Source organism: Nocardia terpenica (assembly GCF_013186535.1).
Classification (GTDB): domain Bacteria; phylum Actinomycetota; class Actinomycetes; order Mycobacteriales; family Mycobacteriaceae; genus Nocardia; species Nocardia terpenica.
Map to the genome: position 1 here is coordinate 307,086 of NZ_JABMCZ010000004.1, position 25,961 is coordinate 333,046.

A 25,961-nucleotide genomic window follows, 5' to 3' on the forward strand; every position below is an offset into this window, starting at 1 on the left:
ACGTCCGTGCCGGTTTCCTTGGACAGCACCGGGAAAGCCTCCTTCGACGACATCTACGATCGCCCCGACCCCGCCGCCTACTACCTCCGCATGTCCGAATTGGACTACCAGATCCCCGAATTGGCGAAGCCACACTTCCGGCGGATCATCGACGATTACCGCGCGGCCACCGGAACCGCGCCCACCGTCCTGGACATTGGCTGCTCCTACGGCGTGAACGCGGCGCTGCTGCGGCTGGATACGACGATCGACGACCTGGCCGGGCACTACCGCGACGGCGATCCCGCCACCCGCGCCGACCGCGACCGCGCCCGGCTCGCCGCCGGCGACCGAATGCCGGACGTGCGTTTCCTCGGCATGGACGCCTCCGCGCCCGCGCTGTCGTATGCGGCCGCGGCCGGGCTGCTGCACGACGTCGTGCACGCCGACCTGGAGGCCGCCGACCCCACCGAACCGCAGCGGCGGCTGCTGGCCAGCGCGGATCTGGTGGTGTCCACCGGGTGCGTCGGCTACGTCACCGACCGGACGCTGCTGCGTGTCGTGCGGGCGCACGGACAGCGGCTGCCGTGGATGGCACACTTCGTGTTGCGGATGTTCTCGTTCGAACCGATCGCGGAGCGACTCGCCGAGCTCGGATATCGCACCGAACGCCGCCCCGGCACCTTCCGGCAGCGCCGCTTCGCCTCCGCCGACGAACAGGATCAGGTCCTGAACACCCTGTCCGCCAACGGAATCGACCCGACCGGCCTGGAGGCGGACGGGTGGCTGCATGCCCAGCTCTACCTGTCCGTACCCGACGCTCACCCCCGCACCCCGAACGACCACGAGGACCTTTCGTGACCGACCGAACCTTCGCCTTCGACGATCGGCTGCCGCGCGTTCCGCTGCCCACCCTGGAAGACAGCTGTGCGCGCTTCCTGCGGTGGAGCGCGCCGCTGCTGACGGAGGACGAATTCGCCGAGACCGAGCGCGCCGTCGCCGACCTGCTGCGCCCGGACGGACCGGCCCGTATCCTGCACGCCGACCTGGAGCGCTTCGACGCGCAACCCGGCGTGGGCAGCTGGCTCGACGAGTTCTGGCCCGCACGGTATCTGGGCCGCCGCGACCGCATCGCGCTGAACGCGAACTTCTTCTTCCTGTTCCGCGACGACACCCCGCTGGCCCGCTCCACCCCCGCGCAGCAGGTCGAGCGGGCGGCCGCGATCGTCACCGCCGCGGTGAACTACAAGCTGCTGCTCGACGCCGAGGCCGTACCGCCGGTGACCCAACGCGGGCAACACCTGTCGATGGTGCAGAACAAATCCCTGTTCTCCGAGACCAGGATTCCCGGCGACCCGCAGGACACCGTGCGCATGCCCTACAGCGCCGAGTGGCCGGGGCCGTCGCGCGCGCGCCACATCGTGGTGTTCTTCCGCGGCAACATCTTCCGGATGGATGTGCTCGGCCCGGACGGCGCGCCCTACGGTCCGGGCGATCTGGCCGACGGGCTGCGGGCGGTGCTGAAGGCGGGCGCCCGGCGCGCACCGACCAACAGCGCGGTGGGCCATCTGACCACGCTGGCCCGCGCCGAGTGGGCGGGCGTGCGGGCCGCGCTGCGCACCGAACCGGCGAATGTGGCGGCGCTGGATGCGATCGAGACCGCGCTGTTCTGCGTGTGCCTGGAGGACTTCGCGCCGCGCGACGTCCAGCAGGCGTGCGATCAACTGCTGCACGGCGACAGCGGCAACCGGTGGTTCGACAAGGCGGTGTCGTTCGTGGTGTTCGGTAACGGCAGCGCCGGGATCAATGTGGAGCACTGCGGCCTGGACGGCACCACGATCCTGTCGTTCGTCGACGCGCTGCTCGAGGCACCCGTCGGCGAGCACGCGGAACGGTCGGGCGCGCGGGCACAGGGGTTGCCGGAGATCGAGCCGGTCGAGTTCGTTCTCGACGATGCCCGGCACGCCGAGATCGCCTCGGCGGCGGCCTCGTTCGCGCAGTTCGCCGCCGACAACGCGACCGCCGTGGTGTCGTTCGAATCCTTCGGCGCGGATCGTGCCAAGGCGCTGGGGATCTCGCCGGACGCGTTCGCGCAGCTGAGTTACCAGCTCGCGCATCGGCGCAGCAAGGGGCTGACCGGCGCCACCTACGAGTCCATCGCCACCCGGCAGCTCCGCAACGGCCGCACCGAGGCCATGCGCGTGGTCACCCCGCAGATCCTGGATTTCGTTGCCGCCATGGACGATCCGGCCGCCGATGCCGACGCCCGGCGGGCGGCGCTGCGCGCGGCGGCGCAGGCGCATGTGACCCGAGCCAAACAGTGCCAGCGCGGCGAGGCCCCCGAACAGCATCTGTGGGAGCTGCAGCTGATCCAGCGCCGCCGCGGCGAGCGGCTGGGCGCCACCGCGCCCATGCCGTTCTACGACAGCCCCGGCTGGCGCATCACCCGCGACGATTACCTGTCCACCAGCTCCGCCCCCTCGGCCAATATTCAATACTTCGGTTTCGGCTGTACCAGCCCGAAATGCATCGGCGTCGCCTACGTCCTGCTCCCGGACCGCTGGAACATCTACCTCGCCACCCCGAAATCCGTTGCGTCCCAAATGTACGAATTCGCCGATCAGCTGCGCGCGGCGGTGCGGGAACTGGAGGAATTGCTGGCCTCCGAGCAATAGATAGTCGTCGCCCCCTGGTCCCGGCGGCCGTCGGCCCTCTTGTCCCGGCGGTCGTCGGCCTTCTTGTCCCGGCGTCCGCTAGCCCCCTGGTCCCGGCATGTCCCGCTGGCCCCCTGATCCCGGCATGTTTTTGGCCGGGACCAGGAGGTATCGCGGTCGACTACGCCGAACCGAACGTCCCCAGGATCTTGATGAGGTTGAGGATGCCGCTGGTGGCATTCGCGAAGGTGGACGAGCCGGTGCTCAACGTATTGAGGTCCATCAGAGAGAACTCCTTCATCAAATTCAGTCCTTCCATACGGGAGGACCTAACAGAAGGTATGACAGGGACCACATGCCCGCAACCGGAACAGAATTCATCCCCCGATTCGAGTGGCGGCGACTGACTTTCGCCGACTTTCCGCTACTGGCAAGGTGGCTCGCGCAACCGCACGTGCGGCGGTGGTGGAACCACGAATTCACCCCCGAGGCAGTGCAGCGGGACTTCGGCCCGACCGCCCGGGGCGAGGAACCGGCCGAGGATCTTCTGGTCTGCGCCGACGGCGAACCGGTCGGCCTGGTACAGCGGTGCCGCCTGGCCGACTATCCCGAATACCTCGGGGAACTCGAGGCGCTGACCGAGATTCCCCCCGAGGCGGTCACGATCGACTACCTGATCGGCGATCCCGACCGGACCGGCCGCGGTCTGGGATCGGCGTTGATCGCGGCGACCATCGCCGGGACCTGGTCGGCGTATCCGCACGCGAACTGCATCGTCGTCGCGATCGCGGCCGCCAACCGGGCCTCGTGGCGTGCGCTGGAGAAGGCCGGTATGCGCCGCGTTGCCGAAGGGACGCTGCCCCCGGCACATTCGGCCGACGACGGCCACCACTACGTCTACCGGGTCGATCGTCCCTGATATCCGATTGCGGAAGATGCGCTCGGGTCTGAGAGAATGGCCCCCCGTGAAGTCTTTCGAAGCCCTGTTCGCCGAGCTGCAGGACCGCGCGGTCAACCGTCCGGAAGGATCCGGGACCGTGGCCGCATTGGACGCCGGCGTCCATGCACAGGGCAAGAAGGTGTTGGAAGAGGCCGGCGAGGTGTGGCTGGCCGCCGAGCACGAGAGCGATGATCAGCTCGCCGAGGAGATCTCCCAGCTGCTGTACTGGGTGCAGGTGCTGATGGTGGGTCGCGGTCTGCGACTCGAGGACGTCTATCGACATCTGTGACGGACAGCCCGCGGCAACGGGCACGCCGACAATCCGTCACGAGTCCCGAAAGGACATCCCATGCTTCGCGTCGCCGTCCCCAACAAGGGGGCCCTCTCCGAATCGGCCGTCGAGATCCTGAGCGAGGCCGGTTACCGCAGGCGCACCGACTCCCGCGACCTGTCGGTGCTCGACAACGCCAACCAGGTCGAGTTCTTCTTCCTGCGCCCGAAAGATATTGCCATCTATGTGGGTTCGGGTGAGCTGGATCTGGGTATCACAGGACGTGACCTGGCGCTGGATTCGGGTGCGCCGGTGCAGGAGCGGCTGAGCCTCGGGTTCGGCCGCTCCACCTTCCGGTACGCCGCCCCCGCCGGGCGGGAGTGGAAGGTCGAGGACCTCTACGACAAGCGCATCGCCACCGCCTACCCCAATCTCGTGCTGCGCGATCTGCAGCGGCACGGCGTCCAGGCCGAGGTCATCCGCCTCGACGGCGCGGTCGAGATCTCCATCCAGCTGGGCGTGGCCGACGCGATCGCCGACGTGGTCGGCTCCGGGCGCACTCTGCGCCAGCACCACCTCGTCGCGTTCGGCGACTCGCTGTGCGACTCCGAGGCCGTGCTGATCGAGGCCGCCGGTTCCGACCGCCGCGACAAGGCCCGCAATCAGCTGGTCGCCCGCGTCCAGGGCGTGGTCTTCGCCCAGCAGTACCTGATGCTGGACTACGACTGCCCCAAGGAACTGCTGGACGCCGCGGTCCGCATCACCCCCGGCCTGGAATCCCCGACCGTCTCGCCCCTGACCGACGAGAACTGGGTCGCCGTGCGCGCCCTCGTCCCCCGCGGCCAGGGCAACGACGTCATGGACCAACTCGCCGACCTCGGCGCCAAGGCCATCCTCGCCACCGACATCCGCTCCTGCCGCGCCTTCTGACCGACGCCCCCGTCGGTCCCGGCCTGACCGGCGCCCCCGTCGGTCCCGGCGTGCTTTTGGCCGGGACCCCTACCGCAGGTCGGCGGCCACCTCCGGCCAGCCCGGGTAGGGCGGGGTCGTCCCGCCGAAGGCCGGGCACAGCGGCTTGTACTCGCAGAATTCGCACAGCCAGCCGGGATTCGGCTGGAAGTCGCCGCTGCGCCCGGCCTCGGTGATGGCCGTCCACAGGGCCGACAGGATGCGCTGGAAGCGGCCCAGCTCCTCCGCGTCGGGGGAGTAGGTGAGGATCTGGCCGTCGCCGAGGTAGATCAGGCGCAGCTGGGCGGGCACCACGCCGCGGGTGCGCAGCATGATCAGCGCGTAGAACTTCAGCTGGAACAGGGCACGGTTCTCCCAGCCGGGGGACGGGGCCCTGCTGGTCTTGTAGTCGACCACGCGCAACTGCCCGCCGGGGGCGACGTCGATGCGGTCGACGAAGCCGCGCAGCGGGGAGCCGTCCGCGAGCCGCACCTCCACCAGCGCCTCGCACGACTCCGGGTCGAAGGCCGTGGGGTCCTCGAGGCGGTAGTAGGTGTGGACCAGGGCCGCCACCTCGGCGAGGAAATCGTCGAGGCCGCCGTCGGCGACGAGGCCCGCGGCCTCCGGGCGTTCGGCCAGCAAACGCTCCCAGGCGGGCCGTACCAACTCGGCGGCACGCTCCGGAACGCGTTCGCCGCTCGGTAGCCCATACAGCGATTCCAGCACGGCGTGCACCACCGTGCCGCGTACCGCATGACGGGACGGCGCCTCCGGAATGTGGTCGATGGTACGCAATCGATATTTCAACGGGCATTGTTTGAAATCGATTGCCCGCGAGGGCGACAGCGCCGGGCCGCGAGAGCCGGGGAGCTCGCGGGCCGGGGTCGTCGTCGGTGGCGCTGACATACCTGGCAGGCTATCGGGGGGCACCGACAAATCCGGCACGCTCGCATCCACCACGAAAACGCATCAGTAGAACGGAGATCCATGACGGCCAGACGGACCGGTCCATTCACCGCCGGTGACCGGGTGCAGCTGACCGACGCCAAGGGCCGACAGCACACGGTCGTGCTGGAGCCGGGCAAGGAGTTCCACACCCACAAGGGCCAGATCCGCCACGACGACCTGATCGGCTCCGACGAGGGCTGCGTGGTGCAATCCGCCAACGGCACACCGTATCTCGCGCTACGGCCGCTGCTGGTGGACTACGTGTTATCGATGCCGCGCGGGGCCGCGGTGATCTACCCCAAGGACGCCGCCCAGATCGTGCACGAGGGCGATGTCTTCCCCGGCGCCCGGGTGCTGGAGGCCGGGGCCGGTTCCGGGGCCCTGACCTGCTCGCTGCTGCGCGCGGTGGGGCCGCGGGGGCGGGTGCTGTCCTACGAGATCCGCGACGACCACGCCGACCACGCGGTCCGCAATGTGGAGCGGTTCTTCGGCGAGCGCCCCGACAACTGGTCGCTGACCATCGCCGACGTCGCCGATTACGACGGCGAGCAGGTGGACCGGGTCGTTCTGGACATGCTCAAGCCGTGGGACGCGCTGCCCGCCGTGTCCAAGGCGCTCGTTCCCGGCGGCGTGCTGATCGTCTATGTGGCCACCGTCACACAGCTGTCGGAGACCGTGGAGGCGCTGCGCCAGCAGCAGTGCTGGACCGAGCCGCGCTCCTGGGAGTCGATGGTGCGGCCCTGGCACGTCGTGGGCCTGGCCGTGCGCCCCGAGCACCGCATGCAGGGCCACACCGCGTTCCTGATCAGCGCGCGCCGACTCGCCGACGGCGTGGTGGCGCCCAAACCGCAGCGTCGCCCGTCCAAGGGCTGACCGCGGAAAATTAGGGGTTTCGCCGCGCCCCTTCCGGGAAACGTAGACCCTGCGGGTCGCGATAGGGGGATACGGAACCCGGAAAGGGGTGCGGCAGTTGGCATTACGCCTGACAGGGGGCCTTGCCCATGGCGAGGATCGTGCACGCGCTGGCATCGCTGAGCTGCCAGCCCGCGGTGGTGTGCTGCCAGGTCATCGGCATGGCGGGCGCGGGGCCGTGCGGCGAGTTGATGACGACCTGCGCGGTCGCGGTGTCGCCCTCGGCCTTGACGTCGGAGACCGCGAAGCCGATCTTGCCGTAGTTGGCCAGGCCCCGGGTCATGGTGTCGATGTTGGCGGTCCGCTTCTCGCCGTCGACCACCAGTTTCGCCTTCCGGTCGGTCGGTTCGGCCGGGTCCACGAAACCGTCCAGGGTGGCCTGCAGGGCCTCCACCGAGGGTGCGGCGTGCGAGCCGCCGGTATGGGCGGATGCGCTGGTCGCGGTCGCCGAGGAGCCGGAGCCCGCGGACTTGTCGGTGCCGCATGCTGTCATACCGGTAACGGCCAGCGCCGCGAAAGCGGTAGCAACGGAAACACGAACGGTGCGTGCGGCGTTGCTTCTGGGGAGAAGTCCCGCCACCATGGGACGACCGGTGGGAAGGAGCATTCGACTGACACCCTTTCGGCTCGGTCCGGCGAGAATTAACTCGCCGGAAACAGGTTAGGGCAGGCTAACATGGTTGATCGGCCGCAGACCGCAGCCTAGATGTGATCACGACGAAACCATGTCGGAAAGCGAGAACGGTTCGCGCCCGGTAGCGTTGATAGACCGGGACTGGGAGGAGCAGCATCATGAGCCCCATCGAGAATTCGGATTCGGCGGCCTGGAGGGAACTCGAGGTGGTACGCGCCGAGGCGGCTGCACTCCGAAGGCAACTCGCCGACACGCCGGATCGCACAAGGGAATTGGAAGCGCGTATCGATTCGCTGACGATTCGCAACACCAAGCTGATGGACACCCTCAAGGAAGCCCGTCAGCAATTGGTCGCGCTGCGCGAGGAGGTCGACCGGCTGGGCCAGCCTCCGAGTGGCTACGGCGTGCTGATCGGCGTCTACGAGGACCAGACCGTCGACGTCTTCACCTCCGGTCGCAAGATGCGGTTGACGTGCTCGCCCAATATCGACACGTCCACCCTGCACTACGGGCAGACGGTCCGCCTCAACGAGGCGCTCACCGTCGTCGAGGCCGGGGAGTTCGATCGCACCGGTGAGATCGGCACCCTCCGCGAGATCCTCGACGACGGCCGCCGCGCCCTGGTGGTCGGCCACGCCGACGAGGAGCGGGTGGTGTGGCTGTCCGGCCCGCTGAGCCGCCTGGTCGACGTCGACGACATCGACGATCCCGACCATCCCATCCGTAAGCTGCGCCCCGGCGACTCGCTGCTCGTCGACACCAAGGCCGGTTTCGCCTTCGAACGCATCCCCAAGGCCGAGGTGGAAGACCTCGTCCTGGAGGAGGTGCCCGACGTCGACTACGAGGACATCGGCGGCCTGTCCCGGCAGATCGAGCAGATCCGCGACGCGGTCGAACTGCCGTTCCTGCACAAGGATCTGTTCCGCGAGTACGCGCTGCGTCCGCCCAAGGGTGTGCTGCTCTACGGCCCGCCCGGATGCGGTAAGACGCTCATCGCCAAGGCCGTGGCCAACTCGCTGGCGAAGAAGATCGCCGAGGCGCGCGGCGAGGACGCCAAGGAAGCCAAGTCCTACTTCCTCAACATCAAGGGCCCCGAGCTGCTGAACAAGTTCGTGGGCGAGACCGAGCGCCACATCCGCATCATCTTCCAGCGGGCGCGGGAGAAGGCCTCCGAGGGCACCCCGGTGATCGTGTTCTTCGACGAGATGGACTCGATCTTCCGCACCCGCGGGTCGGGCGTCTCCTCCGACGTGGAGACCACCGTGGTGCCGCAGCTGCTGTCGGAGATCGACGGCGTCGAGGGCCTGGAGAACGTCATCGTCATCGGCGCCTCCAACCGCGAGGACATGATCGACCCGGCCATCCTGCGTCCCGGCCGCCTCGACGTGAAGATCAAGATCGAGCGCCCGGATGCCGAAGCGGCGCAGGACATCTTCTCGAAGTACCTCACCGAGGGCCTGCCGCTGCACGCCGACGACATCACCGAGTTCGGTGGCGACCGGGCCAAGTGCGTGAAGACCATGATCGAGCGCGTGGTCGACCGCATGTACGCCGAGAGCGAGGACAACCGCTTCCTGGAGGTCACCTACGCCAACGGCGACAAGGAGGTCCTGTACTTCAAGGACTTCAACTCCGGCGCCATGATCCAGAACATCGTGGACCGCTCCAAGAAGTACGCGATCAAGTCGGTGCTCGAAACCGGCAACCCCGGCCTGCGCATCCAGCATCTCTTCGATTCCATCGTGGACGAGTTCTCCGAGAACGAGGACCTGCCCAACACCACGAATCCCGATGACTGGGCCCGCATCTCGGGCAAGAAGGGCGAGCGCATCGTCTACATCCGCACCCTGGTCACCGGCAAGAACGCCTCGGCCAGCCGCGCCATCGACACCGAGTCGAACACGGGCCAGTACCTGTAGAACAGCGGAACCCCAAGGGCCGCGCCTTCATTCGAAGGCGCGGCCCTTGCCTCAGCCGGGGCTGATCAGCGACACCGTCGGGAAATAGGACGAATAGCGCCGGGTGTCCCTGGTCAGGATTCGATAGCCGCGGACGGCCGCGTGGGCGCCGATGTAGAAGTCGGCGATGGGCGATCGTTTCGCGCCGCCGCGCCTGCGGTACAGCAGGAAGGCTTGTCCCGCTAGAAAACCCGCCTCCCAGGGCAGCGGTTCGCGCCGGTAGTCGCTGGGCGGCAGGGCCTCGTCGAGTTCTTCGATCGTGGTGAAGTCCGCCGAAATCTCCGCGTAGATCAAGGGATTGATGGCCAGGGGACCTTCGTCGGCGGCGTCGGCGAGGGCGTTCTCCGACCAGGCGGACCACCGGGGATCCTCGGTCAGCAGATCGAAGATCACGCAGGAGTCGACGAGTGTCGTCGGGGGCGTGTCAGTCCTCGGCACGCAACAGCCTCATGAGCTCGTCGGTGCTCATGCCGCTGGCGCCACCGCGGCCCTTGAGCTTCCGGGCCAGGGCGCGGCCGTGGGTTTCGCTGCCCTGGACTCGAACGATGCGCACGGCATTGCCGTCCACGACGAAGTCGACCTCGGTGCCTTCGTGCCACCCGAGCTGCTGCCGGATCGGGCTGGGGACGGTGACCTGCCCCTTGGACGTGATTCGCATGATCCCTCCGTAAGACTCCTACCCGTAAGAGTAAGAATATCGCCCGCTCTCCGGCGTTGCCTCCGATTCCTCGGGGTGCGGGATTCTGGCCCGGTGGGTTAAAATTTGGCCATGCGGTCAGAAAATGGTCCGGATGGTCAGAGGAGGTCGTTCATCGAGGAGGCGCGGCGGCGGCAGATCATTGCGGCGGCGGTGGAGGTGATATCCGAGGTGGGGTATCAGGGGGCCTCGCTGGCGCGGATCGCCAAGCGGGCGGGGATCTCGAAGGGGGTGATCTCATATCACTTCGAGGGCAAGGACGATCTGATGACGCAGTTGGTCATCCAGCTGTACGTCTCGGGTGGGGAGTTCGTCGGGCCCGCGGTCGGGAAGGCGACCGGGGCGCGCGCGAAGATGCTGGCCTATCTGGATGCGAATCTGACCTTCCTGGACGACAACCGCGACTACGTGACCGCGCTCACCGAAGTGGTGCTGTCGCTGCGTAATCCGGACGGGAGCCTGAGGTTCGCCTCCTCCGAGGGCGAGGGGGACATCATCAATCCGCTCATCGAGATTCTGCGGGACGGCCAGAGTGCCGGGGAGTTCGGCGAATTCGATCCGATCATGATGGCCAAGGCCATGCGCGACACCATCGACGGCGCGGCGGGGCGCTTCATCCGGGAACAGGACTGGGACATGCGGAAATACTCCGCGGAGGTGTGCCGGATCTTCGATCTGGCCACGCGGAAGGAAAAGGACCGATGACAACGGCAGTGGAATCCGGTGTGCCGCAACGCGATATCCGGCAGGAGAGTGCGCCGTACGCGACGGTGGGCGTCGCGGTGGTGGCCGGGGTGGCGGCGGTCGCGCTGCTGCTCACCATCGGACGCTACGGATTCTTCGGCGACGAGCTGTATTTCATCTCGGCGGGCCGCCGGCTGACGGTCGGCTATGCCGATCAGGGGCCCGCGGTACCGGCCATCGCCCGGCTGATGGATCTGCTCGCTCCGGGATCGCTGGTGGCGCAACGACTTCCGGGGGTCCTGCTGACGGTGGTAGCGATCGCGGTCACCGCGCAGATCGCCCGCGAATTCGGTGGTTCGCGCCGGGCGCAGGTGCTGGCCGCGCTGGGTTATGCGGTCGCGCCGTTCCTGCTCATCCAGGGCGGGCAGCTGTCGACCAATGTCGTCGATATCGCGCTGTGGGTGGTGATCAGCTGGCTGATCGTGCGCTGGGTGCGGACCCGCCGCGATGTGCTGCTGCTGTGGGCGGGCGCGGTGACCGCGCTGGATATGCAGGTGAAATGGCTGATCCCGTTCTTCTGGGTCGCGCTCGCCGTCGGTGTGCTGGCCTTCGGCCCGCGGGAGTTGCTGCGCCGCCCCGCGCTGTGGTGGGGTGCGGCGTTGGTGGTGGTGACCATGGTGCCGAGCCTGATCTGGCAGGCCGGGCACGGGTGGCCGCAGCTGGCCATGGGGGCACAGGTGTCCGCCGAGATGGGCGGGGACGGCGGCCGCCTGCTCTTCGTTCCGATGGCCCTGTACGCGGCCGGGGGCTGGGGCCTGCTGCTGCTCTGCGTGGGCCTGTGGGCGCTGTTGCGTGCGGAAGCCTTGCGGCCCTACCGTTTTCTGGGTGTGGTGCCGCTGGTGCTGATGGTCGCGTTCGTGGTGACCAACGGTCGTCCCTACTACGTGATGGGCTGCTATCCGGTGGTAATGGCGGCGGGCGCGGTGTGGTGGGCGCGCGCGGTGATGCCGCGGTGGCGCATGATCGTCGCGGTGGTCACGATCGCCTCGTCGGTGCCGTTCGTGGTGCTGGGCCTGCCGGTGACGCCGGAGCAGGACCTGAAACCCGCTGCCAGCGAACCGGATTCGGCCGCGATGTTCGTCAACGGCAAATTCGGCTGGTCGGACCTGGCGCAGGGCGCCGCGGCGGCCTACGCGGCCCTGCCCGAGGCCCGGCGCGCCCACGCCGTGATCGTCACCAACTCCTATTGGCAGGCGGCAGCACTCGACAACGACCGCGACCGATACGGACTACCGGCCGTGTACAGCCCCAACCGCGGCTTCGGCTACTTCGGCGCCCCGCCCGACTCGGCCATCACCGTGCTGTGGGTGGGCGGCAGGGAATCCGACCTGCGCTCCCGCTTCGCCACGGTGACCCCCATCGGCCGCGTGGACGCCCGCCTCGGCTATCCGGGCGTGACCCGCGACGTGACCATCTGGCGCTGCGACGACCCGCGTCGGCCGTGGTCGCAGGCGTGGGCGGGGATGCGGCGGTTGTAGATTCCCGACTCCTTGTTCCCGGCCAAAAGCACGCCGGGAACAAGGGAGGAAGCCGCCGGGATCGAGGGCTTGTGTGCCTTCCGGCCCGGGCGCCGCGCGGCGTCAGTTGCGGGCGGTGGTGACCGATTCCAGGGTGACGGGGGTGGCGGGCGCTCCGTCGGGGCCGCCGTCCTTGACGCCGCCGGTGGCGATGTTCTGCAGGACGCTCAGGCCGCCGGTGATGTGGCCGAAGGGGGTGTAGTTGGGCGGGAGCTTGCTGTCGGAGTAGACCAGGAAGAATTGGCTGCCGTTGGTGTTGGGACCGGCGTTGGCCATGGCGACGGTGCCGGTGGGATAGGTTGCCCCGGCGAGGTTTTCGTCGGGGAACTGGTAGCCGGGGCCGCCGGTGCCGGTGCCGGTGGGGTCGCCGCACTGGAGCACGAACAGGCCCTGGGTGGTGAGGCGATGGCAGGGCGTGTGGTCGAAATACTGCTGCCCGGACAGGAATTCGAAGGAATTGACCGTGCGCGGCGCATGTGCGGCATCGAGGGCGATATCGATTGTGCCGCAATTGGTTTGCAGCTTCGTAGCATAGGCGGCGGCCGGATCGATGGTCATGGCCGGTTCGCTCGGGAACTGCTTGCCGTTGGGCTTCTCGTCGGAGGCGGCCATGCACCCGGGGGCCTCGGTGTGCAGCGGCAGCGGCACCGCGAAGGCCCGCCCCGCCGCCGCGATGGCCAGCGCCGCGCCCGCGGCCACCAGACCCATCCGGCGTAGCGTCCTGCGCGGCTTGCGGTTCCGTTCGGTCGGTTGGTCGACGTCGAATTGCTGGTCGTGCGGGACGCTCTGCACCGGAGGGTGCCTCCTTCATCAGGAATGGGGGAACGATACCGACGGGCATCTTTCCACGTCGTCCTATCCGAAGCGGGCATAGGCCGAGAAATTCACTGCGAGGACGTTTTTCCGGTAATTGCCTGGCGGTAACCTGACTGTCAGAGGGTCGTCAACTCATCGTCGTTGCGCTGAGAGAATCCCATTTCATCGATTGCCATGCGGTAACTGAAAATCAGAACTGCTCGGTTCGGCGGACACGCCGATAAGTCGGAATCGCCGATGCCGCCGCGGCGAGATGAGCCGCGAGATCGGCGATACCGGATTCGGGAACCGCCGCGACCGTCACGCGGAGATGATCGGTGCGGGGGTGCTCGGTGACCTCGAACGGCCCGCCCGGCGCGGCCTTGATGCCCGCGGCCGCCAGCGAGATCATCGCGGCATTCTCGTCGGCGACCGGCAACCACAGATTGATGCCGTCCGGTCGCGGCAGCGCGATACCGTGCCCGGCCAGCGCCTTGCGCAGCGCATCGGCGCGGGCGCGATAGGCGCGACGGGCGGCCGCCACGGCCGCGGCCGCCTCGGCGTCGGTGAGCATGTGCGCCAGCACCCGCTGCAGCAGGCGGCTGGTCCAGCCCGGCCCCAGCATGCGGCGCTCGATCACCGGATCCAGCAGGCGCCCCGGCCCCGCGGCCACCGCCAGCCGCAGATCCGCGCCGTGCGATTTGGAGTACGACCGGATGTGCACGGTGCGGTCCGGCCGCCGTGCGCCCAGCGACCGCGGCGGCGCCTGGGCGATGCCCGCGCAGTGATCGTCCTCGACCACGACGGCCGGGCTGTCGGCCAATACCGCCGCCAGTTCCCGCACGCGCCGCGCCGACAGCGAGGCGCCGGTGGGGTTCTGGGCGCGCGGTTGCAGTAGCACCGCGGTCGGAGCGTAAGTGGCCAGGGCGGCGGCGAGATCGCCCGGCAGCAGCCCGGATTCGTCCATGCCGACCGGAACCGGCCGCGCGCCCAGCCGGGCGAGCAGATCGAGAAACGGTGGGAAGCACGGGTTTTCGACAACCACCGCATCGCCGAGCCGGACATGTGCGGTGAGCAGCCGGTCGACGGCGTCCAGCGCGCCGTCCAGGACCGTGAAACGCTCTGCGCGCCAAGGCCAGTCGGCACGAACCAGCCGCTCCAGCTCGGGCAGCACCGCCTCGCCGAGGTAGGTCGCCGACAGGCGGTCGATGGCGCCGTCGCTCGCCAGCACCCGCAGCGCGGCCGTGAGATCGGGCAGCAGTGCGGGATCGGGCACCCCGCGTGAGAGGTCGATCCGGAAGGCGTTGTCCGAGCGCGGATGCAGCCGCTGATAGCGCCCGGCCGGGGTACCCGCCGACCCGGCGGGCGGGGTGCCGACGAAGGTGCCCGCCCGGCCGCGCGCCACGATCGCGCCCGCCGCGGCCAGCGCCCGCCACGCCTGATTCACCGTGGCGGGGGAGACCTTCAGCTCGCGCGCCATGTCCCGCACGGTCGGCAGCCGGGTGCCCGGCGGCAGCGCGCCGGAGCGGATGCTCCGGCTCACCGCGGCCGCGATGCCCGCGGGGGTGCGGTCGTCGAGGTCGGCGGTGAGCACCGCGAGGGCTACGGTGTGCGGATCGAGTTCGGTGGTCACGGCGTCATTCTGGGCGGGTGCGGGGGCTCCGACCAGCGCCGGGGCCGGAATTTACGAATCCGAAAATGTTTCCTCACCGTTGTAACACAACGGAACTGGTTCAGGGTGCACAATAACAAAGCATGGCGAACGTTCGAGCCGCCCTAGTCCAGACGAACTGGACCGGCGACAAAGAGTCCATGATCAAGGCCCACGAGGACTACGCGCGGCAGGCCGCCGCGCAGGGTGCGCGGGTGATCTGTTTCCAGGAGTTGTTCTACGGGCCGTACTTCTGTCAGCTGCAGGACGCGAAGTTCTACGACTACGCCGAGTCGGTGCCCGGTCCCACCACCGAGCGCTTCGCGGCGCTGGCCAGGGAACTCGGCATGGTGATCGTGCTGCCGGTGTACGAGCAGGAGCAGCCCGGCCTGCTCTACAACACCGCCGCGGTGATCGACGCCGACGGCAGCTACCTCGGCAAGTACCGCAAGCATCACATCCCGCACGTGAGCGGGTTCTGGGAGAAGTTCTACTTCCGGCCCGGCAATCTCGGCTGGCCGGTGTTCGACACCGCGGTCGGCCGGATCGGCGTCTACATCTGCTACGACCGGCACTTCCCCGAGGGCTGGCGGGCGCTGGGCCTGGCGGGAGCGGAGATCGTGTTCAACCCGTCGGCCACCTCGCGCGGCCTGTCGGGGTATCTGTGGAAGCTCGAGCAGCCGGCGTCCGCGGTGGCCAACGAGTACTACATCGGCGCCATCAACCGGGTCGGCGTGGAGAGCGACTACGGCGACGACGACTTCTACGGCACCAGCTATTTCGTCGATCCGGAGGGCAAATTCGTCGGCGACGTGGCCTCCGACACCGCCCCGGAACTGGTCGTCCGCGACCTCGACATGGACCTGATCAAGGTGGTGCGCGACCGCTGGGCCTTCTACCGCGACCGGCGCCCCGACGCCTACGGACCGCTGGTGCAGCCCTGATGGCCCGCACCCTCATCCGTGGCGGAACGGTGGTGTCCGCCACGGGATCTCAGCTTCTCGACGTGTTGATCGACGGCGAGACCATCGCCGCCGTCGTGCAGCCCGGCAGCACCGCCCTGGGCGTCGATCTCGCCGCGGCCGCCGATGTGGTCATCGACGCCACCGGCAAGTATGTGATTCCCGGTGGCGTGGACGGGCATACCCACATGCAGATGCCCTTCGGCGGCACCGAGGCGTCGGACACCTTCGAAACCGGCACGCGCGCAGCGGCATTCGGCGGCACGACCACCATCGTCGACTTCGTGGTGCAGACGCCGGGCGTGCGGTTGCAGGACGCGCTGGCGAGCTGGCACGACAAGGCGTCGGGCCGGTGCGCGATCGACTACGGTTTCCATCAGATCATCGGCGAGGTCACCGACGAATCCCTGAAGGGCATGGCCGAACTGGTGTCCGAGGGCGTGACCAGCTTCAAGCTGTTCATGGCCTATCCGGGCGTGTTCTACTCCGACGACGGCAAGATCCTGCGCGCCATGCAGACCGGCGCCGAACTCGGCGCGCTGCTGATGATGCACGCGGAGAACGGCATTGCCATCGACGTGCTCGTCGCGCAGGCGCTGCGGCGCGGCGAGACCGCGCCGTACTACCACGGCGTCACGCGGCCCTGGCAGCTGGAGGAGGAGGCCACCCACCGGGCGATCATGCTCGCCCAGGTCACCGGCGCCCCGCTCTACATCGTGCACGTATCGGCCAAGCAGGCGCTGGAGCAGATCGCGCAGGCACGGGGCAACGGGCACAACGTGTTCGGCGAGACCTGCCCGCAGTATCTGTACCTGTCGCTCGAAGAGCAGTTGGGCGCACCGGGTTTCGAGGGCGCGAAGTGGGTGTGCTCCACGCCGCTGCGCGCCCGCGCCGAGGGGCATCAGGACGAGCTGTGGCGCTACCTGCGCACCGGCGACGTGACCACCGTGGCCACCGATCACTGCCCGTTCTGCATGAAGGACCAGAAGGAGCGGGGCATCGGCGATTTCAGCAAGATTCCCAACGGAATCGGCGGCGTCGAGCATCGGATGGACCTGATGTTCCAGGGCGTGCGCGACGGTCGTCTCGCGCTGGAACGCTGGGTGGACGTCTGCTGCACCACGCCCGCGCGGATGTTCGGCATGTATCCGCGCAAGGGCGTGATCAGCCCGGGCGCCGACGCCGACATCGTGGTGTACGACCCCAACGGGCACACCAGCATCGGGGTCGGCAAGACCCATCACATGAACATGGACTATTCGGCGTACGAGGGTTTCGAGATCGACGGGCACGTCGATACGGTGCTGTCGCGCGGCCGGGTGGTCGTCGACGACGACCGGTATGTCGGCAGCGCCGGACACGGACGATTCGTCCGGCGCGCGTTGTCGCAGAACCTCATCTGAGCATCGGAACGGAGTGGGCCACATGGACATCGGTGTGGTGCTGCAATGCACCCCGCCCGCCTCGCGCGTGGTGGAATTGGCGAGATTGGCCGAGACGTACGGATTCTCGCATGTCTGGACGTTCGACTCGCACCTGCTGTGGCAGGAGCCGTACGTCATCTACAGCCAGATCCTCGCCGCGACAAGGAAGGTCGTGGTGGGGCCGATGGTCACCAACCCCGCGACCCGGGACTGGACGGTGACCGCGTCGACCTTCGCGACGCTCAACGAGATGTTCGGCAATCGCACGGTGTGCGGGATCGGCCGGGGCGATTCGGCGCTGCGGACCCTCGGGTCGCGGCCGTCGGATCTGGCCGCGCTGCGCGAATCCGTCGGTGTGATCCGGGAATTGGGCAATGGCCGGTCCGCGCGCATCGGCGACCGGGTGATCCGGTTCCCGTGGGCGCACGCGTCCCGGCTGCCGGTGTGGGTGGCCGGGTACGGGCCCAAGGCGCTGGATCTGACCGGCGAGGTCGCCGACGGATTCATTCTGCAACTGGCGGATCCGGATATCGTCGCGTGGACGGTGGCCCGGGTGCGCGCGGCCGCCGAACGCGCCGGTCGCGATCCGGACGAGGTGACCATCTGCGTGGCCGCCCCGGCCTACATCACCGACGGGTCGGCGGCCGCCCTGAAACACGCTCGCGAGCAGTGCCGCTGGTTCGGCGGCATGGTCGGCAACCACGTCGCCGACATCGTCGCGAAATACGGTGCGGGCAGCGAGGTTCCGGCCGCGCTGACCGACTACATCGCCGGGCGCACCGGCTACGACTACAACCAGCACGGCCGCGCGGGCAATACGCACGCCGACTTCGTGCCCGACGCGATCGTGGACCGCTTCTGCCTGCTCGGCACCCCCGGGGAGCAGGTGGCGCGGCTGCGGGAACTGCGGGGGCTCGGCGTCGATCAGTTCGCGGTCTACCTGCAGCACGACGCGAAGACCGCCACGCTCGACGCCTACGGCGAGTCGGTCATCCCGCACCTGGCGGGGCCCGTCACGGCCACCGCGAGCGCCGAAGGACAACGATGATGGACCATGTCTTCTATCCGTGGAGCGCGCAGGCGGCGGTGAATCCGGTCCCGATCACGGGCGCGTCCGGCTCGTGGTTCTGGGACGCCACCGGCAAACGCTACCTGGACTTCTCGTCCCAGCTGGTCAACGTGAACATCGGTCACCAGCATCCGGATGTGGTGGCCGCCATTGTGGCCCAGGCGAATACGCTCACCACCATCTCCCCGACCGTCGGCAACGAGGTGCGCAGCGAGCTGGCCCGCCTGATCGTGGAGCGCGCCCCGGGCGCGCTGAACCGGGTGCTGTTCACCACCGGCGGCGCGGAGGCCGTCGAACACGCGGTACGCCTGGCGCGCAGCTACACCGGGCGCACCAAGATGCTGTCGGCCTACCGCTCGTATCACGGCGGCACCGGCACCGCCATCGGCCTCACCGGTGAGCCGCGGCGCTGGGGCGCCGAGCCCACCAATGTGGACGTGATCCGGTTCTTCGGGCCGTATCCGTACCGATCCGCCTGGGACACGGGCAGTCCCGAGGAGGAGACGGCGGCCGCGCTGCGGCACCTGCGGCAGGTGATCGAACTCGAAGGGCCGCAACACATTGCGGGCCTGATCCTGGAAACGGTGGTGGGCACCAACGGTGTTCTGGTGCCGCCGCCCGGTTATCTGGCCGGGGTGCGGGCGCTGTGCGACGAGTTCGGCATCGTCTACATCGCCGACGAGGTGATGGCCGGATTCGGCCGGGTCGGCGAGTGGTTCGCCGTGCAGGCGTTCGACGTGGCGCCGGACCTGATCACCTTCGCCAAGGGCGTGAACTCCGGATACGTGCCGCTCGGCGGCGTTCTCATCGCCGAGCCGATCGCCGCCCGCTACGACCACACCGTGTACCCGGGCGGGCTCACCTACGCCGGGCACCCGCTGGCCTGCGCGGCCGGGGTGGCCTCCATCCAGGCGTTCGAACGGGAGGGCATTCTCGAGCACGTCCGCACCGCGGGCGCCGATGTGCTGGGAAAGGGCCTGCACGACTTGGCAACCCGGCATCCGTCGGTCGGCGAGGCGCGCGGTCTCGGCTTCTTCTGGGCGCTGGAACTGGTCCGCGACCGCGCCACCCGGGAGCCGCTGGTGCCGTTCGCGGCCGCCGGACCCGCGGCCGAACCGATGGCGGCGGTGGTCGCGGCGGCCAAGGACCGTGGCCTGTGGCCGTTCCCGGCGGGCAACCGGCTCCAGCTCGCCCCGCCGCTGACGACCTCGGCCGACGAACTGCGCCAGGGCCTGGAGATCCTGGAGGAGGTGCTCACCGTCGCCGACGCCTACGTCGCTTCGAGCTGAACGGTCGCGGACACTGCTAAATTCGCGGTCATGAAGGTGGAGCTGCGGCACAATCCCTCCTCGACGATCGGGCGTTGCTTCCTCGCCGGCGGCGAGCCCATGCGGGTGGAAAGCGGTGCCATGGTGGCGCATTCGGCCGGTGTGGCGCTCGCCGCCAAGGCCGAGGGCGGCATCCTGGCCGGGCTGAAACGGTCGGTGCTGGCCGGTGAGTCGTTCTTCGTGTCGACGTTCACCGCGCCGCCGCAGGGCGGCTGGGTGGACGTCGCACCGGCGCTACCGGGCGACATGCTCGCCCTGCCGATCGTCGCGGAGCGCCCCTTCTTCATCAGCCGCGGCAGTTGGATCGCCAATTCCCATGGCGTGCAGGTGGAAACGAAGTGGGGCGGGTTCGCCAACCTGTTCGGCGGGGAGGGCGGATTCGGCCTGCGCGCGCACGGGCAGGGCGAGGTGGTGCTCGGTGTGTTCGGCGCGATCGACGTGTTCGATCTGCAGCCGGGCGAGACGGTGGCCATCGACAGCGGGCATGTGGTCGCCTACGACCTGTCGATCAAGTTCGGTATCCGGCGGGCGGTGTCGGGCCGCTCGCTGCAATCGCTGAAATCGGGGGAGGGGCTGGTGTTCGATTTCACCGGTCCCGGCCGTGTGCTGCTGCAGACCCGCAACCCCGGGGCATTCGCCGCCTGGGCGGGCGCGGTCACCGCCTCCGGGTAGGCCCTGCGATCGGATCCCGGGCCGCCCCCGAATAGGGGGGCCGACCGGGCATGCGGGCGCGCGGAGCAGCGGGAATACTTCCGAGGCGAAGGGTAAATACCCGAAAACGCCTCCACCCCTACTGCGGGTCGGGCATGCTTCGGTCGTAGCCGAAACGGGCGAAATGCGGCGTCCCGAAAGGAGGAACAACCCCATGGGAACCGGACCTGCCGCAGATTTCCTGGCCGAATTTCTGGCCAAGTTTATCGTGGATTTGGTCCAGGCTTTCATGCCGACCGGAAGTGGCTCGTAGCCGGTCGACCGCACGACAGCCCACCGGGAGCGCGGACCCGGTGGGCTGCGTGCCGTCCCGCGACGATGGGCCGGACAACCGGTCAGGCGAGCAGATCCGGGATGAGCACGCGGGTGTCGGGCACGAACGGCCAGTCCGGATCCGCCAGGTGCGCACGCAATTCCGCGTCGGTCCACCACCATCCGGCGGCGATCTCCTCGGGCTGATGGCGGATCGGGCCGTCCCAGCGCACCTCGTAGGCGAACAGGTGGCAGCGCATCGGCCTGCCCAGCCACTGCCCGTCCCAGGACGCCCGGGCCAGCGGCACCGGATCGGCGGCCGGGGTGATTCCCAATTCCTCGCCCAGCTCGCGCACGGCCGCCGCGGCCGGATTCTCGCCCGGGTCCAGCACGCCCCCGGCCAGGCAGTCGTGCATTCCGGCGAACACCGCCTTGGTGTCGGTGCGGCGGTGGACGTAGATCCGCTCGCCGTCCGGCGACCGCACCAGCACCCCGGCGCTGGCGTGCCACAGACCCTCGGCGTAGACGACCGAGCGTTCGGCGCTGCCGGTCGGCCGCCCGTGCCGGTCGTAGATCGCGATGATCTCGCCCATGCTCAGGACACCCGGCCGAGTTCGGCGTACGCGGCCAGGATCTGTGCCTCGGCATCGCGCAGGTAATCGGCCAGCATCCGGGCCGACGCGGCGGCCTCGCCGCGGGCGAGCGCGTCGTACACGTCGTGATTGCGCCGCAGATACGGGCGGTGGAAGGCGTGCGGATCGGCGACCACGTGGAAGATCAGCCGCAGCTCGTTCCACACCGAGGCCATCAGCGCATCGAGCAGGCGGCTGTCGTTGAGCGCGGTGACGGCGCGGTGGAAGTCGACGTCGGCGGTGCCGACGCCGGTCCAGTCGCCCTGTGCCGCACAGTGATCCGCGCGCTCCAGCGCCGCGCCGACCGTGCCGAGGTCGGCGCCGGTGCGGGCGTGGTCGCGCAGCGCCGCGCACTCCACGATGCGGCGGCACTTGTACACCTCGGCGACATCGTCGGCGCTCGGAATGCGCACGAACACACCGCGATTGAGCTCGTGGACGACCAGCCGCTCCTCGATGAGCGTGCGGAACGCCTCGCGCACGGTATTGCGCGAAACACCCAGTGCCGCACAGATGTCCGGCTCCGACAGCCGGGTGCCCGGCAGGAAGGTGCCATTGAGAATGCCCTCGCGCACGATATCGGCCACCTGGGCGCTGCGGCTGGCGCGATCGAGCCGGTCGCGGTGGGCGGCCAGCGTCGCGTAGGTCCCGACGGCCGCGCCGGATGACGCCGTCATCGCGGTCCTCCCTGTTTCTGTGCCGATACACGCTCTGCCTCGAGATTACCCCGGTCGACGGACAATTTCCGAACAATCCACTCGTGGTATTGCAGGATCGTTCAACGATTCCTACGATGAGACCTCTGCCACACCCTCCCGAGGAACACGAGGGGTCACCATGACCGACACACCGACAGCCGCCCGCACCACCGCGCCACCGATGCAGTGGTTCCGCACCCTGAGCGCCCCGGGCCGGCGCGCCTTCGCGGGCGCGTTCGGCGGATACGGGCTGGATTCCTACGACTTCCAGGTGCTGCCGCTGGCGCTGGGCGCCATCGGCTCCTACTTCGCGCTGAGCACCGGGCAGTCCGGGCTGCTCACCACGGTCACGCTGGTGGTGTCGGCCGTCGGCGGGGCGGCGGCGGGCGTGCTCGCCGACCGCATCGGCCGGGTGCGCACGCTGCAGCTGACCATCGCGGTGTACGCGGTGTTCACCGTGTTGTGCGGGCTGGCCTGGAATTTCGAGACCCTGCTGCTGTTCCGGGCGCTGCAGGGGCTCGGCTTCGGCGGCGAGTGGGCGGCGGGGGCGATCCTGGTCGCCGAGTACGCCCGGCCGGAGTACCGGGGCCGGGCCGTGGCCTGGGTGCAGAGCGCGTGGGCGGTCGGCTGGGGGCTGGCCGTGTGCGTGTACACCGTGGTGTTCCAGCTGTTCGACGAGCGGGTCGCGTGGCGGGTGTTGTTCTTCACCGGCGCGCTCCCGGCGGTGCTGATCGTCTGGGTGCGGCGCAGCGTGACCGACGCCGCGGTGGTGACGCGGTCGCCCGGGGACACCGCCGGGCGCGGCGGTTTTCGCGGCATCTTCGCCCAGGACCTGTGGCGCACCACGGTTTTCGCGGCGATCATGGCGACGGGCGTGCAGGGCGGCTACTACACGCTGGCCACCTGGCTGCCCACCTACCTGAAGAAGAGCCGCCATCTCACCGTCGTCGGCACCGGCGGCTATCTGGTGTTCCTGATCGGCGGCGCGTTCTGCGGCTACATCGCCGGGGGTATCCTCACCGACAGGCTCGGTCGCAAGCGCAATATCCAGCTGTTCGCGATGCTGTCGGTGGTGTTCATGATCGCCTACACGCAGGTTCCGCAGGGCGCCGACACCCTGGTGCTGGTGCTCGGGTTCCCGCTGGGCTTCTCCACCTCCGCCATCTTCTCCGGCTTCGGTTCGTATCTGGCGGAGCTGTTTCCGACCCGATACCGCGGCACCGGGCAGGGGTTCACCTACAACTTCGGGCGCGGCGTGGGCGCGGTGTTCCCGACGGCGGTGGGATACCTGGCCTCGACGACGCTGGGGATGGCGGGTGCGATGCTGTTCGGGGCGCTCGGTTACGCGGTCGCGGTGCTGGCGCTGCTCGGGCTGCCCGAGACGCGGGGCCGGGCGCTGGCGTGAACGGAACCGGTTGTGCGGTAAGAGAATACGAGGTAGGGAGTGTGATGATCGATCTGAACAGTGATCTCGGCGAGGGCTTCGGCGCCTGGACCATGGGCGACGACGCGGCCCTGCTGGAGGTCGTGACCAGTGCCAATATCGCGTGCGGATTCCACGCCGGGGATCCCGCGATCATGCGCCGGACCTGTGAGCTGGCGGTGGCGCGCGGGGTGCGGATCGGCGCGCACATCTCCTATCGGGATCTGGCCGGATTCGGCCGCCGCGCCATCGCGGTGCCGCCGCGGGAGCTGGCCGACGAATGCCTGTACCAGATCGGTGCGCTGGACGCCTTCGCGCGGGCCGCGGGCGACCGGGTGCGCTACGTGAAACCGCATGGCGCGCTGTATCATTCGGCGTCCTCGGACCGTGCCGTCGCGGACGCGGTGGTGTCCGCGATCGCGGCGCACGGCGGGCTGAGCGTGCTGGGGCTGCCCGGATCGCAGCTGGAGGCGGCGGCGACGGCGGCCGGAATCGCGTTCCACGCCGAGGGCTTCGCCGACCGCGCCTACACGCCCGCCGGATCGCTGGTGTCGCGCAGCGAGGCGGGCAGCGTGCTCGACCACGAATCGGCGCTGGCACAGGCGATCTCGATCGCCGTGGACGGCTCGGTGCGCGATATCGCGGGCGCCCCGGTGGCGGTTCCGGCGCGCAGCCTCTGCGTGCACGGCGATTCGCCGGGCGCGGTCGCCATGGCCCGCGCGATCCGAGAGGCGTTGACCGGCAAGGGCATCGAGCTGCGGGCCTTCGCATGAGTGATCTGCTGATCCGCCCCGCGGGGGATCGGGCGCTGCTGGTGGAGCCCGGGGACCACGCCGCGCTGGCCGGTCTGGTCGATCGGCTGCGGGCGCGTCCGCTGGCGGGGATGACCGATTTCCTTCCGGCGGCGCGGACGGTGCTGGTCACCGTGGAGCGGGGCGTCGATCTCGCCGCCGTGGCCGATGGGCTGCGGGCGGCGGCCGAGGCGGTCGAGGGGACGTCGGGAGCCGAGAGTGCCGAGGAGCCGATTGTCGTCCCGGTCCGCTACGATGGCGCCGATCTCGCGGAAACCGCTGCCCTGCTGGGTATTTCGACCGACGAGCTGATCCGCAGGCATACCGGGCACGTGTGGCGGTGCGCCTTCATCGGATTCGCGCCCGGCTTCGGCTATCTGGAGTCGCCGGAGGCGAATCTGGCGGTGCCGCGCCGCGATCAGGCGCGCACCCGGATCCCGGCCGGATCGGTCGCGCTGGCGGGCGGCTACAGCGCCGTCTACCCGCGCACCTCGCCGGGCGGCTGGCGGATCATCGGGACCACCGACGTGGCGCTGTGGGATCTCGATCGGCCCGAACCCGCCCTGCTGCATCCGGGCGGGCGGGTCCGGTTCACGCCGGTGCGGGACTGAGCCGTCGCGTGCCGGGTGCCGTGGTGGGTGTGGTTGGGGAAGAAGGGATGTGGCGGTGGTGACGAGCACGGCGAGGCTGCGGGTGCTGGAGCCCGGAATGTTGTGCACCGTGCAGGATTTCGGGCGGCGCGGCTGGTTCCACTCGGGTGTCGGAGTGGCGGGCGCCGCCGATCGAGGGTCGTTCGCGCTGGCGAATCGGCTCGTCGGCAACGACGAATCGGCCGCGGCGATCGAATGCCTGATCGGGGGGCTGCGGCTGGAAACCACCGGGCCCGTGGTGATGTCGGTGACCGGCGCGCCCGCGCCGATCACGGTCGACGGCCGCCGCGAGGCGCACGCGTCGGTGCTGTACCTGCGGGCCGGGCAGCGCCTGGACCTCGGTCATGCCGCGGCCGGGATGCGCAGCTACCTCGCGGTGCGCGGGGGCATCGACGTCGCGCCGGTGCTGGGGTCGCGCAGCCGCGACACGCTCGCCGGGATCGGGCCGGAGCCGCTGCGCGCCGGAGACGAGCTCCCGGTGGGGGCCGCGCCGCGGGGCTGGCCGACCGTGGCGGTGGCGCCGGTCGCCGCGCTCACCGGCGAACCGGTGCTGGCGCGAGTTCGGTTGGGCCCCAGGGACGATTGGTTCACCCGGGCCGCGGACCTGTGCGCCGGGCAGTGGCAGGTGTCCACCGACACCGACCGCGTCGGGGTGCGGCTCGATCGCGTCGGCGACGGTCCCGCGCTGGTCCGGGTCGATGCCACGGAGTTGCCCACCGAGGGGGTCGCGCTGGGCGCCATCCAGATTCCGCCGTCCGGGCAACCGGTCGTTTTTCTTGCGGATCACCCGATTACCGGCGGGTATCCCGTGGTGGGCACGGTGCTGGATGCCGATGTGGACCTGCTGGCGCAGGCGCGGCCGGGGCAGCGGGTGCGGTTCCGGATGTGGGCGCCGTAACAGGGTGATCGCAACCGGCGCGCAACGGTCGGCGCGGGCGTAGCCTGTGGGGCGCACAGACAGCCGAGAGGGGTCGCTCATGCCGTTTCCGCACGCACTGGCGAAGTTCAACCGTCGGGTCACCAACCGGGTCGCGGGCCTGGTCGCCGGCCGCGCGCCGGGTCTGGGGGTGATCGTGCACGAGGGACGGAAGTCCGGTCGCGTGTATCGGACGCCGGTGACGGTGTTCAACCAGGACGGCGCCTTCCGCATCGCCCTGACCTACGGCCGCGACGTCGACTGGCTCAAGAACATCCTCGCCGCGGGCGAATTCGATATGGAACTCGGCGGCCGCGTGCTACACGTCCACGATCCGGTGGTGCGCCACGACCCGGCCGCCAGCTGGGCCCCGGTCGGCATGCGCCCCTTCTTCACCGCCCTGTCCGCCGAGTACTACCTGGAGGCGCGCCCGTCCTGAGCCGAATACCGCCGCGCC

27 protein-coding genes are annotated in these 25,961 nt (G+C 69.3%); 19 read left to right on the forward strand and 8 right to left on the reverse strand.

The window, feature by feature from the left end; all coding sequences use genetic code 11:
- Positions 1-6 precede the first annotated feature (6 nt).
- The 5 genes from HPY32_RS34165 (at position 7) to hisG (ending at position 4,774) form a co-directional block, all read left to right on the forward strand.
- Positions 7-840 carry a class I SAM-dependent methyltransferase gene (locus HPY32_RS34165; RefSeq protein ID WP_067589654.1) on the forward strand — a complete coding sequence of 278 codons (834 nt, stop codon included), beginning with the start codon at positions 7-9 and terminating at the stop codon, positions 838-840.
- Entirely contained in the window at positions 837-2,654 is a 1,818-nt protein-coding gene (locus tag HPY32_RS34170) for a choline/carnitine O-acyltransferase (RefSeq protein ID WP_067589651.1), read from the forward strand. Before HPY32_RS34165 ends, HPY32_RS34170 begins: the two co-directional genes overlap by 4 nt.
- 334 nt (positions 2,655-2,988) lie before the next feature.
- Positions 2,989-3,552, forward strand: coding sequence for a GNAT family N-acetyltransferase (locus HPY32_RS34175; protein WP_067589648.1), 564 nt, complete (start codon positions 2,989-2,991; stop codon positions 3,550-3,552).
- Positions 3,553-3,598: 46 nt separating this feature from the next.
- On the forward strand, positions 3,599-3,862 hold the full coding sequence (locus HPY32_RS34180; RefSeq protein ID WP_067589645.1) for a phosphoribosyl-ATP diphosphatase: 264 nt from the start codon (positions 3,599-3,601) through the stop codon (positions 3,860-3,862).
- A gap of 60 nt (positions 3,863-3,922) precedes the next feature.
- Positions 3,923-4,774 carry an ATP phosphoribosyltransferase gene (gene hisG, locus HPY32_RS34185; protein ID WP_067589642.1) on the forward strand — a complete coding sequence of 284 codons (852 nt, stop codon included), beginning with the start codon at positions 3,923-3,925 and terminating at the stop codon, positions 4,772-4,774.
- A gap of 69 nt (positions 4,775-4,843) precedes the next feature.
- On the opposite strand, the gene HPY32_RS34190 is transcribed toward hisG, so the two are convergent.
- A complete protein-coding gene (locus tag HPY32_RS34190; RefSeq protein WP_082871509.1) occupies positions 4,844-5,698 on the reverse strand; it encodes a RecB family exonuclease in 855 nt (284 codons plus the stop codon).
- 81 nt (positions 5,699-5,779) lie between these two features.
- Here HPY32_RS34190 and HPY32_RS34195 point away from each other — a divergent pair, with 81 nt between their 5' ends.
- Positions 5,780-6,613 (forward strand): tRNA (adenine-N1)-methyltransferase, encoded by an 834-nt coding sequence (locus HPY32_RS34195; RefSeq protein ID WP_067589639.1) that lies wholly within the window; start codon positions 5,780-5,782, stop codon positions 6,611-6,613.
- A gap of 103 nt (positions 6,614-6,716) precedes the next feature.
- Here HPY32_RS34195 and HPY32_RS34200 read toward each other — a convergent pair whose 3' ends face one another.
- On the reverse strand, positions 6,717-7,259 hold the full coding sequence (locus HPY32_RS34200; RefSeq protein WP_507236520.1) for a WKL family lipoprotein: 543 nt from the start codon (positions 7,257-7,259) through the stop codon (positions 6,717-6,719).
- A gap of 185 nt (positions 7,260-7,444) precedes the next feature.
- On the opposite strand from HPY32_RS34200, the gene arc reads away from it, so the two are divergent.
- Positions 7,445-9,205 carry a proteasome ATPase gene (arc, locus tag HPY32_RS34205; RefSeq protein WP_067589633.1) on the forward strand — a complete coding sequence of 587 codons (1,761 nt, stop codon included), beginning with the start codon at positions 7,445-7,447 and terminating at the stop codon, positions 9,203-9,205.
- 51 nt (positions 9,206-9,256) lie between these two features.
- Here the strand turns inward: arc and HPY32_RS34210 are convergent, their stop codons facing one another.
- Both HPY32_RS34210 and HPY32_RS34215 read right to left on the reverse strand, forming a co-directional pair.
- Positions 9,257-9,682, reverse strand: a complete 426-nt coding sequence (locus tag HPY32_RS34210) for a type II toxin-antitoxin system VapC family toxin (RefSeq protein WP_067589630.1) — start codon at positions 9,680-9,682, stop codon at positions 9,257-9,259.
- A complete protein-coding gene (locus HPY32_RS34215; protein WP_067589627.1) occupies positions 9,669-9,902 on the reverse strand; it encodes an AbrB/MazE/SpoVT family DNA-binding domain-containing protein in 234 nt (77 codons plus the stop codon). Before HPY32_RS34215 ends, HPY32_RS34210 begins: the two co-directional genes overlap by 14 nt.
- Before the next feature lie 111 nt (positions 9,903-10,013).
- On the opposite strand from HPY32_RS34215, the gene HPY32_RS34220 reads away from it, so the two are divergent.
- The gene (locus HPY32_RS34220) at positions 10,014-10,646 is read left to right on the forward strand and encodes a TetR/AcrR family transcriptional regulator (protein ID WP_067589623.1); all 633 of its coding nucleotides are present in this window, start codon (positions 10,014-10,016) and stop codon (positions 10,644-10,646) included.
- Positions 10,643-12,163 carry an ArnT family glycosyltransferase gene (locus HPY32_RS34225; protein WP_082871508.1) on the forward strand — a complete coding sequence of 507 codons (1,521 nt, stop codon included), beginning with the start codon at positions 10,643-10,645 and terminating at the stop codon, positions 12,161-12,163. Before HPY32_RS34220 ends, HPY32_RS34225 begins: the two co-directional genes overlap by 4 nt.
- Before the next feature lie 102 nt (positions 12,164-12,265).
- Here HPY32_RS34225 and HPY32_RS34230 read toward each other — a convergent pair whose 3' ends face one another.
- Positions 12,266-12,910: a peptidylprolyl isomerase gene (locus HPY32_RS34230; RefSeq protein ID WP_067595944.1), complete on the reverse strand. Its 645-nt coding sequence runs from the start codon at positions 12,908-12,910 to the stop codon at positions 12,266-12,268.
- A 298-nt stretch (positions 12,911-13,208) separates the two neighbouring features.
- Positions 13,209-14,630: an aminotransferase-like domain-containing protein gene (locus tag HPY32_RS34235; RefSeq protein WP_231951687.1), complete on the reverse strand. Its 1,422-nt coding sequence runs from the start codon at positions 14,628-14,630 to the stop codon at positions 13,209-13,211.
- Between the two features lie 122 nt (positions 14,631-14,752).
- Between HPY32_RS34235 and HPY32_RS34240 the strand changes: the two genes are divergently transcribed.
- The 5 genes from HPY32_RS34240 to HPY32_RS34260 are packed head-to-tail and all read left to right on the forward strand — an operon-like array spanning position 14,753 to position 20,103.
- A complete protein-coding gene (locus HPY32_RS34240) occupies positions 14,753-15,592 on the forward strand; it encodes a nitrilase-related carbon-nitrogen hydrolase (RefSeq protein WP_067589620.1) in 840 nt (279 codons plus the stop codon).
- Positions 15,592-17,013: a dihydropyrimidinase gene (hydA, locus tag HPY32_RS34245; protein WP_067589617.1), complete on the forward strand. Its 1,422-nt coding sequence runs from the start codon at positions 15,592-15,594 to the stop codon at positions 17,011-17,013. Before HPY32_RS34240 ends, hydA begins: the two co-directional genes overlap by 1 nt.
- Before the next feature lie 22 nt (positions 17,014-17,035).
- A complete protein-coding gene (locus tag HPY32_RS34250) occupies positions 17,036-18,082 on the forward strand; it encodes a TIGR03842 family LLM class F420-dependent oxidoreductase (RefSeq protein ID WP_067589614.1) in 1,047 nt (348 codons plus the stop codon).
- Positions 18,082-19,392 (forward strand): aspartate aminotransferase family protein, encoded by a 1,311-nt coding sequence (locus tag HPY32_RS34255; protein ID WP_067589611.1) that lies wholly within the window; start codon positions 18,082-18,084, stop codon positions 19,390-19,392. The genes HPY32_RS34250 and HPY32_RS34255 overlap by 1 nt, the downstream gene beginning before the upstream one ends.
- Before the next feature lie 30 nt (positions 19,393-19,422).
- Positions 19,423-20,103 carry a TIGR00266 family protein gene (locus tag HPY32_RS34260; RefSeq protein ID WP_067589608.1) on the forward strand — a complete coding sequence of 227 codons (681 nt, stop codon included), beginning with the start codon at positions 19,423-19,425 and terminating at the stop codon, positions 20,101-20,103.
- A 374-nt stretch (positions 20,104-20,477) separates the two neighbouring features.
- On the opposite strand, the gene HPY32_RS34265 is transcribed toward HPY32_RS34260, so the two are convergent.
- Both HPY32_RS34265 and HPY32_RS34270 read right to left on the reverse strand, forming a co-directional pair.
- On the reverse strand, positions 20,478-20,987 hold the full coding sequence (locus HPY32_RS34265; RefSeq protein ID WP_067589605.1) for an NUDIX hydrolase: 510 nt from the start codon (positions 20,985-20,987) through the stop codon (positions 20,478-20,480).
- A 2-nt stretch (positions 20,988-20,989) separates the two neighbouring features.
- Entirely contained in the window at positions 20,990-21,703 is a 714-nt protein-coding gene (locus tag HPY32_RS34270; protein ID WP_067589602.1) for a GntR family transcriptional regulator, read from the reverse strand.
- Positions 21,704-21,863: 160 nt separating this feature from the next.
- Between HPY32_RS34270 and HPY32_RS34275 the strand changes: the two genes are divergently transcribed.
- The 5 genes from HPY32_RS34275 (at position 21,864) to HPY32_RS34295 (ending at position 25,943) form a co-directional block, all read left to right on the forward strand.
- Positions 21,864-23,129 carry an MFS transporter gene (locus HPY32_RS34275; RefSeq protein WP_067589599.1) on the forward strand — a complete coding sequence of 422 codons (1,266 nt, stop codon included), beginning with the start codon at positions 21,864-21,866 and terminating at the stop codon, positions 23,127-23,129.
- A 41-nt stretch (positions 23,130-23,170) separates the two neighbouring features.
- The gene (locus HPY32_RS34280; protein ID WP_197696536.1) at positions 23,171-23,920 is read left to right on the forward strand and encodes a LamB/YcsF family protein; all 750 of its coding nucleotides are present in this window, start codon (positions 23,171-23,173) and stop codon (positions 23,918-23,920) included.
- On the forward strand, positions 23,917-24,549 hold the full coding sequence (locus tag HPY32_RS34285) for a 5-oxoprolinase subunit B family protein (protein ID WP_067589593.1): 633 nt from the start codon (positions 23,917-23,919) through the stop codon (positions 24,547-24,549). Before HPY32_RS34280 ends, HPY32_RS34285 begins: the two co-directional genes overlap by 4 nt.
- Positions 24,550-24,604: 55 nt before the next feature.
- Positions 24,605-25,486, forward strand: coding sequence for a 5-oxoprolinase subunit C family protein (locus HPY32_RS34290; protein ID WP_269456513.1), 882 nt, complete (start codon positions 24,605-24,607; stop codon positions 25,484-25,486).
- Between the two features lie 79 nt (positions 25,487-25,565).
- A complete protein-coding gene (locus HPY32_RS34295) occupies positions 25,566-25,943 on the forward strand; it encodes a nitroreductase family deazaflavin-dependent oxidoreductase (RefSeq protein WP_067589590.1) in 378 nt (125 codons plus the stop codon).
- The last annotated feature ends 18 nt before the right edge of the window (positions 25,944-25,961 follow it).

Excerpts from the sequence above, each read along its gene's own strand:
- hydA (WP_067589617.1), top strand. The coding sequence starts at position 15,592 with ATGGCCCGCACCCTCATCCGTGGCGGAACGGTGGTGTCCGCCACGGGA.
- HPY32_RS34295 (WP_067589590.1), top strand. The coding sequence starts at position 25,566 with ATGCCGTTTCCGCACGCACTGGCGAAGTTCAACCGTCGGGTCACCAAC.
- HPY32_RS34200 (WP_507236520.1), bottom strand. The coding sequence starts at position 7,259 with ATGCTCCTTCCCACCGGTCGTCCCATGGTGGCGGGACTTCTCCCCAGA.
- HPY32_RS34230 (WP_067595944.1), bottom strand. The coding sequence starts at position 12,910 with ATGGGTCTGGTGGCCGCGGGCGCGGCGCTGGCCATCGCGGCGGCGGGG.
- HPY32_RS34275 (WP_067589599.1), top strand. The coding sequence starts at position 21,864 with ATGACCGACACACCGACAGCCGCCCGCACCACCGCGCCACCGATGCAG.
- HPY32_RS34255 (WP_067589611.1), top strand. The coding sequence starts at position 18,082 with ATGGACCATGTCTTCTATCCGTGGAGCGCGCAGGCGGCGGTGAATCCG.
- HPY32_RS34225 (WP_082871508.1), top strand. The coding sequence starts at position 10,643 with ATGACAACGGCAGTGGAATCCGGTGTGCCGCAACGCGATATCCGGCAG.
- HPY32_RS34265 (WP_067589605.1), bottom strand. The coding sequence starts at position 20,987 with ATGGGCGAGATCATCGCGATCTACGACCGGCACGGGCGGCCGACCGGC.
- HPY32_RS34285 (WP_067589593.1), top strand. The coding sequence starts at position 23,917 with ATGAGTGATCTGCTGATCCGCCCCGCGGGGGATCGGGCGCTGCTGGTG.
- HPY32_RS34270 (WP_067589602.1), bottom strand. The coding sequence starts at position 21,703 with ATGACGGCGTCATCCGGCGCGGCCGTCGGGACCTACGCGACGCTGGCC.
- arc (WP_067589633.1), top strand. The coding sequence starts at position 7,445 with ATGAGCCCCATCGAGAATTCGGATTCGGCGGCCTGGAGGGAACTCGAG.
- HPY32_RS34260 (WP_067589608.1), top strand. The coding sequence starts at position 19,423 with ATGAAGGTGGAGCTGCGGCACAATCCCTCCTCGACGATCGGGCGTTGC.
- HPY32_RS34195 (WP_067589639.1), top strand. The coding sequence starts at position 5,780 with ATGACGGCCAGACGGACCGGTCCATTCACCGCCGGTGACCGGGTGCAG.
- hisG (WP_067589642.1), top strand. The coding sequence starts at position 3,923 with ATGCTTCGCGTCGCCGTCCCCAACAAGGGGGCCCTCTCCGAATCGGCC.
- HPY32_RS34190 (WP_082871509.1), bottom strand. The coding sequence starts at position 5,698 with ATGTCAGCGCCACCGACGACGACCCCGGCCCGCGAGCTCCCCGGCTCT.
- HPY32_RS34175 (WP_067589648.1), top strand. The coding sequence starts at position 2,989 with ATGCCCGCAACCGGAACAGAATTCATCCCCCGATTCGAGTGGCGGCGA.
- HPY32_RS34240 (WP_067589620.1), top strand. The coding sequence starts at position 14,753 with ATGGCGAACGTTCGAGCCGCCCTAGTCCAGACGAACTGGACCGGCGAC.
- HPY32_RS34250 (WP_067589614.1), top strand. The coding sequence starts at position 17,036 with ATGGACATCGGTGTGGTGCTGCAATGCACCCCGCCCGCCTCGCGCGTG.
- HPY32_RS34215 (WP_067589627.1), bottom strand. The coding sequence starts at position 9,902 with ATGCGAATCACGTCCAAGGGGCAGGTCACCGTCCCCAGCCCGATCCGG.
- HPY32_RS34220 (WP_067589623.1), top strand. The coding sequence starts at position 10,014 with ATGCGGTCAGAAAATGGTCCGGATGGTCAGAGGAGGTCGTTCATCGAG.